Annotated in this window: 1 protein-coding gene and 2 pseudogenes; all 3 read left to right on the top strand. The window is 61.5% G+C overall.

Annotated features, from left to right (window positions below):
• Window positions 1-348: pseudogene (locus ACK5IR_RS05090) on the top strand (malate synthase G); the annotation flags it as partial.
• Between the two features lie 132 nt (window positions 349-480).
• Window positions 481-1,144: pseudogene (locus tag ACK5IR_RS05085) on the top strand (transposase).
• Between the two features lie 558 nt (window positions 1,145-1,702).
• The coding region (locus tag ACK5IR_RS05080; protein ID WP_416926558.1) for an SdrD B-like domain-containing protein at window positions 1,703-6,252 on the top strand (4,550 nt) is incomplete at its 3' end.

Here is a 6,252-nt window from a genome sequence, read left to right as displayed (position 1 = left end):
AAGGTGCCCGATATCAACGATGTCGGCCTGATGGAGGATCGCGCCACCTGCCGGATATCCTCGCAGATGCTGATCAACTGGATTCACCACGGAATCGTCAGCGAGACCGGGGTGATGAAGGCAATGAAACGCATGGCCCGCAAGGTGGATGCACAGAACGCCACCGAGCCGGGCTATCGCCCGATGGCGCCGGAATATGGCGGCCATGCCTTTCAGGCGGCCTGCGATCTGGTGTTCAACGACGGCAACTGGCCATCGGGCTATACCGAGCCGACATTGCATTACCGCCGCCGTCAGGTGAAGAAGAAGCAGGCGCGGACATCGGAGTCCACCCGCGCTGCAAGCTGAACCTGCACACTGCCGGCTGGCCGAAGCGCAGGTGTGTGGGGGACTACGTATTAGACGAGGGATGGGACCGGCTCTGTTGCACAAATCGCGTAATGGATTCATCTCGTGCATCCAGCATGGTAGCTGTTCTGCATGAGCAGACCTACTCCCCCGAGCTACAGGACCAGGAACTGGCCAGCCTACAACGAAGCGCTCAAGCTCCGGGGCTCGCTGACGATCTGGTTCGATCCCATCATGACCTGGGATGCCGCGCCGACAGGCAGGCGTGGCCGCCAGCAGACCTGCAGCGACGCCGCTATCCAGTCGAGATCACCGGGAGTCACATCGGCGATGCGCCGATCTTGCCGACCTTCTCGACCAGATCCCGGATGACCAGGAGATCGGCAGCGTCACGACGGATGGCGCCTGTGATACCCGCAAATGCCACGAGGCCATCGCCGACCGCGGCGCTCATGCCGCCATCCCGCCCCGCAAGAGCGCGAAGCCCTGGAAGGGGCTCACCGCTGGAGCCGCTGCGCGCAACGAGACCCTGCGGGCGTCCAGGTATCTCGGCCGTGCCCTGTGGCGACGATGGAGTGGATACCACCGCTGGAGCCGCGTCGAGACGAAGATGCATTGTGTCAGACTTCTGGGCCAGCGCCTTATGGCGCGGGACTTCGATCGTCAGGTCGCCGAACTCCAGGTCCGCATCGCCGTCCTGAACGGCTACACCGCGCTCGGCATACCTGTCACAGAGTCTGGGATAAGTCTGTCCGGGGAAAGGGGAACCCCGACCATCAGCCGATTTGTGCAATAGAGCCCGATTTACGCAATAGAGCCGGCGATGGATGCGAGTTTAAATCTGCATTGGGTTGGAGCCAGTCAATTGAGCTGAATGCAAATGTCTTCATTCGCGCAACAATAGATGGGTTGATTCGCGGAATGGCGACGGGCCCGGCCGAAGGGATTTGGACAGTCATAACAAATCGATAATTTGACTGCGCAGATCATAAACAATCGGCATGAACCTGCGTCGGTGAACCGTGACATCGTCGGCCGAACGGGGCCGGAAATCCTTACTTTCAGGACAAAATTCTCTTGAAGTGTATTCACAATATGCGGGCGTCCGTGCCACATGCGGTCGCTCTGTCTGTGTCGTGAGGATCGTGATCGGTAGCGGAGTTCGAGTATCTCCGATCGTCTGTGACTGCAGCGACAAATTTCTTATTGCCGGTCGTGATGTCCGGCCCATTTGAGGGTGAACGTAATGCCTGAGTACACCACTGGTACTGGTACCGCCGCATCGAGCCAAAATTCAAATTACAGCAATATCCCGGGCGACGGTATTCTTTACTCCTACGAAAATATTAACAAAGTGTTTAACATCGACATGGCAAGCCCCGACGGGACGAAGCTGACCTTCGAGATCGCGGGTGGTGCGGATGCCGGCCTTTTCATGATCGATCCCGAAACCGGCCTGCTGAGTTTTGTCGCGGAGCCCGACTACGAATCGCCGAAATCCGCGGATGGAGACAACAGCTACGACGTGGTGATCCGGATGCTGACCGAAGGCGGCGTCTCGGAGGAGAAATCGCTTACCATCAAGGTTCTTGACACCAACGACGCTGCCGGGCAGCAGGCAACCGGCGCCGGCACGACCGGAGGCGGCAACGGCTCGATTTCGGGCCGCTTCTTTGCCGATGGCAACGACAATGCCATCGACGATGGCGATGCGGGTGTGGCGGGGGCCACGGTGCAGCTTTGGCAGTATGTGGACAACCGCTGGCAGGCCGTCCGCGAGACGACCACCGATGCGAACGGCAACTACTCCTTTACCGGGCTGCAAGCCGATACCGGCAACGGCTATCGCGTGCGGTTCCTCAACGACACCGGGCGGGAATTTGCAGAGGCGAATGTCGGAAGCAACGATGCCGCCGACAGCGACGCCAGCAATGTCTGGCTTTCCGGCGCGGTCGGTGAGACCGGCCGGATCGTTCTGGCGGCAGGCCAGCAGATCGCCAATATCGACGCGGCGCTGAATACCGGCGCAGCCGAGCAGGTGACGATCAGCGAAACTGCGACGACCGGCAGTTTCGGCTATGCGCTTGGCGAGGAACTGATCGTCAACGGCGGCTTCGAGGAGCACCCCTGGGCGAGTTCCGAAGCCGGGGTATGGGGCCTGGCCAGCCACAAGCTCAACGGCTGGACGGCAATCGGGACCGATGGCGTCGAGCTTCAGAAGGGCGACTACAACACGGGCAATGCGCGTGGCAACACCATCGTCGAGCTTGATCGTGTCGATCAGTTCATGAACTCCGCCAACGAAGGCATCGAACAGACCGTTACCGTGACCGAGGCGGGCACCTACCGCCTGTCGCTGGATTACTACTTCCGCGACCACCCGTATTCCTCGTGGCTCGCCAAATTCGCCAAGGCGACCAATGCCTTCGATATCCTCGTCGACGGTGAGGTGGTGCGGATCGCCGGCGCCGACGTCGATGCGGATTTCGTCAAGGGCCTGCAAAAGCTGAGTATCGATCTCGAACTGAGCGCGGGCACGCACACCATCGGTTTCGTCGAGAACGATCTCGGCTATGACGGCGGCAACGACGGCTCCGGTGCGTCGATCGACAACGTCTCGCTGCGGCAGATCCATGCGACCTTCACCGACGAGGAACTGGAACAGCTTTCCTCGCGCGTGCTGGGCAACGAGATCATCGTCAACGGCGGTTTCGAAAACCACGCCAACGCCGGCAAGATCGGTGCCTTCTACTACGACAGCATGCAGGGCTGGAACCGGATCGAGGGTGCGAGCAAGATCGAACTTCAGACCGGCAATTACGGCACCGGCAATACGGTCGGCAACGCCATTGTCGAGCTTGACCATCGTGGCGGCAACGTCGACGGCATCCAGCAGACCATCAGCATCACCAAGGCGGGCACCTATCAGCTTTCCTTCGACTATGGCATGCGTGCCATCGATGTGAACAATGAAGGCCCCTATTACGACTCGCATTCGAACGCCATCAAGGTCCTGATCGACGGCGAGATCGTGACCCTTGCCGGCATTGGCGAGAACGCGACCTTCGACCGGGGTTTCCAGCACCAGAGCGTTGATATCGAGCTTTCCGCCGGCACCCATACCATTCAGTTCGTCGAATTCCCCTGGGCCGGAAACTACGGCGACGATGGCGCGGGCGCGATGGTCGACAATATCTCGCTGCGCCAGGTGGGTACGGTCATCGACAAGGGCATCCTGAGCGGCACCGTCTATTATGACGGCGATCAGGACGGCCGGTTCGACGCCAACGAGGGCGGCCTTGGCGGTCGCACGGTCTACCTGCTTAATGCGGCCGGGCAGTTCGTGACCGATGCCGACGGAGAGGCGATTTCGCGGGTCACCGATGCCGAGGGGAACTATTCCTTCGCGGGCATCGCCGCCGGCAACTACCGCGTCGGCCTTGGTGACGACGACATGAAGGTCAGCGATCTCCTCGCCGTCAAGGCGGGCAAGGTGACCACCGGCGCCGACCTGGACGAGACCGGGCGTACCGCCGATACCGTCATCGAGATCTGCGAGAACCAGAGCTTCGTGCGCGACTTCGACACGACCTGCACCATCATGAGCGAAGACGTTTACTTCATGATGGCGAATCCGGTCTGCGCCAGGATCGGGCGCTCCTCGTTCGACGAGAATTTCTCGCAGTCCTGGAACAACGGCGGCAGCAGCGCGGTCCATTACTATGTGTTCCTGAAGGAACCGGCGGATGCGGACCTGACCTTCACCATCAGGTTCGTGACCGACCCGAGCAAGATCCCCTACGACGGAACGCTTGATCTGGCACCCGAAGGGTTCGCCTGGTTCACCAACCAGGTGAACGAGATCGACGCGCCCCGCTTCCAGGAGATCGAAGTCACCGTCAAGGCCGGCCAGACCAAGTCCGAAGCCTTCAACGTGGGCACCGAATCGGCCGGCGAGAACTACTACTTCGGGATGGAGGTTGCGGATGTCTACAACCGCGATCTCAACGAGAAGTGCCTGCGCGTCGCCCAGGTGGTCACCACGCCGATCGCGTTCGATCTGAACCGCGACGGCGAGATCGGCGTGACCGGCGCGACGACCTCCGCCAACAAGGCTGGCCTGACCGTCGGTGAGACCGTCCTCTTCGACATGAACGGCGACGGCGTGAAAGAGCGGATGGAGTGGTTCGACGGCTCGGGTGACGGCATCCTTGTCGACAACCGCGACGGCAAAGCCGCGACCGACATGAACGGCACACGCCTGTTCGGGGACGACAACGGCAGCTATGCCAACGGCTATGCCAAGCTGTTGGCGAAATTCGACTCCAACCACGACGGCAAGATCTCGGGGGCCGAACTGAACGGGCTGGCGCTCTGGGTCGACGATGGCGACGCGGAGGTCGATGGCGGCGAGTTGCAATCGCTTTCCAGGCACAGCGTCACCTCGATTTCCGGCGCGGTATCCGTCGAGACCGACGCGCTCGGCCGGGAAATCATCCGCTCGACCGTGACGCAGGACTTCGAAGCCTCGGGCAACGTGACCTACAGGCTGGAAGGGCCCGATGCAGCACTGTTCAAGGTCGATGCAAAGGGCAAGGTTTCGTTCATCGCGGCGCCGGATTACGAAAACCCGCTCGATGCGGATGGCGACAACACCTACGAAGTCACCCTGGTGCGTGTCACCGATGATCCGACCTGCAAACCGGCGCGGGAGAACCTGAGCATCGAGATCTGCGACAAGCCGTCGCTCGGCGATACCGTCTGGTACGACACCAACCGCGACGGTATCCAGAACAACGGCGAACGCGGTGCTGCCGATGTCGTCGTCAAGCTGATCAGCGCCGCCACCGGTATCGTCGTTGCCACCACGACCACGGACGCCAACGGCAACTACCTGTTCGACGATATCGAGCCGGGTAACTACAAGGTGATGTTCGTGGCGCCGGGCGGCTACGAGTTCACCAACAAGACCAGTGTCGGCCCCGAGGCGGCGAACGGAGATTCCGACGCCGATATCGCGACCGGCATGACCGGCCTGATCCATATCGACTCGGGTGAGCATCAGCGCAATGTCGATGCCGGTCTGGTCGGGACCGATCCGGGCACCGCCTCGCTGGGCGATTACGTCTGGTACGACAGGAACAAGGACGGCTACCAGAACGAGTCCGACGCGTTCGGCGCGGCCGGTGTGACGGTCAAGCTGATCGACGCCGATACCGGTGCCGTTCTTGCCACGACGACGACGGACGCAACCGGCAAGTACCTGTTCAGCAACCTCGACGCGGGCGATTATCGCGTCCAGTTCGTGGCGCCGAACGGCTATGCGTTCACCACGCCCACCACGTTCGGTCCGGACGAAACGCCCTACAGTTCGGACGCCAACCAGACCACCGGCATGACCGGCACGGTTCACCTCTCCATCGGCGAGGCGGAGCGTTGGGTTGATGCTGGCCTCGTCGATCCGGGTACGGCGTCGCTCGGTGATTACGTCTGGTACGACAGGAACAAGGACGGCTACCAGAACGAGTCCGACGCATTCGGCGCGGCCGGTGTGACGGTCAAGCTGATCGATGCCGATACCGGTGCCGTTCTGGCCACGACGACCACGGATGCGACTGGCAAGTACCTGTTCAGCAACCTCGACGCGGGTGATTATCGCGTCCAGTTCGTGGCGCCGAACGGTTACGCGTTCACCACACCCACCACGTTCGGTCCGGACGAAACCCCCTACAGTTCGGACGCCAACCAGACCACCGGTATGACCGGCACCGTGTCGCTGTCGATTGGCGAGGCCGAACGCTGGGTCGATGCCGGCCTGATCGATCCGGGCACCGCCTCGCTGGGCGATACCGTCTGGTACGACACCGACAAGGACGGGGTGAAGGACGCAACCGAGGCAGGTGC

It is taken from the genome of Tropicimonas sp. (assembly GCF_047971885.1).
Taxonomy (GTDB): Bacteria; Pseudomonadota; Alphaproteobacteria; order Rhodobacterales; family Rhodobacteraceae; genus Tropicimonas.
The sequence above is the reverse complement of the archived record's forward strand: the minus strand, read 5'-3'. Positions and strand labels throughout refer to the sequence as shown.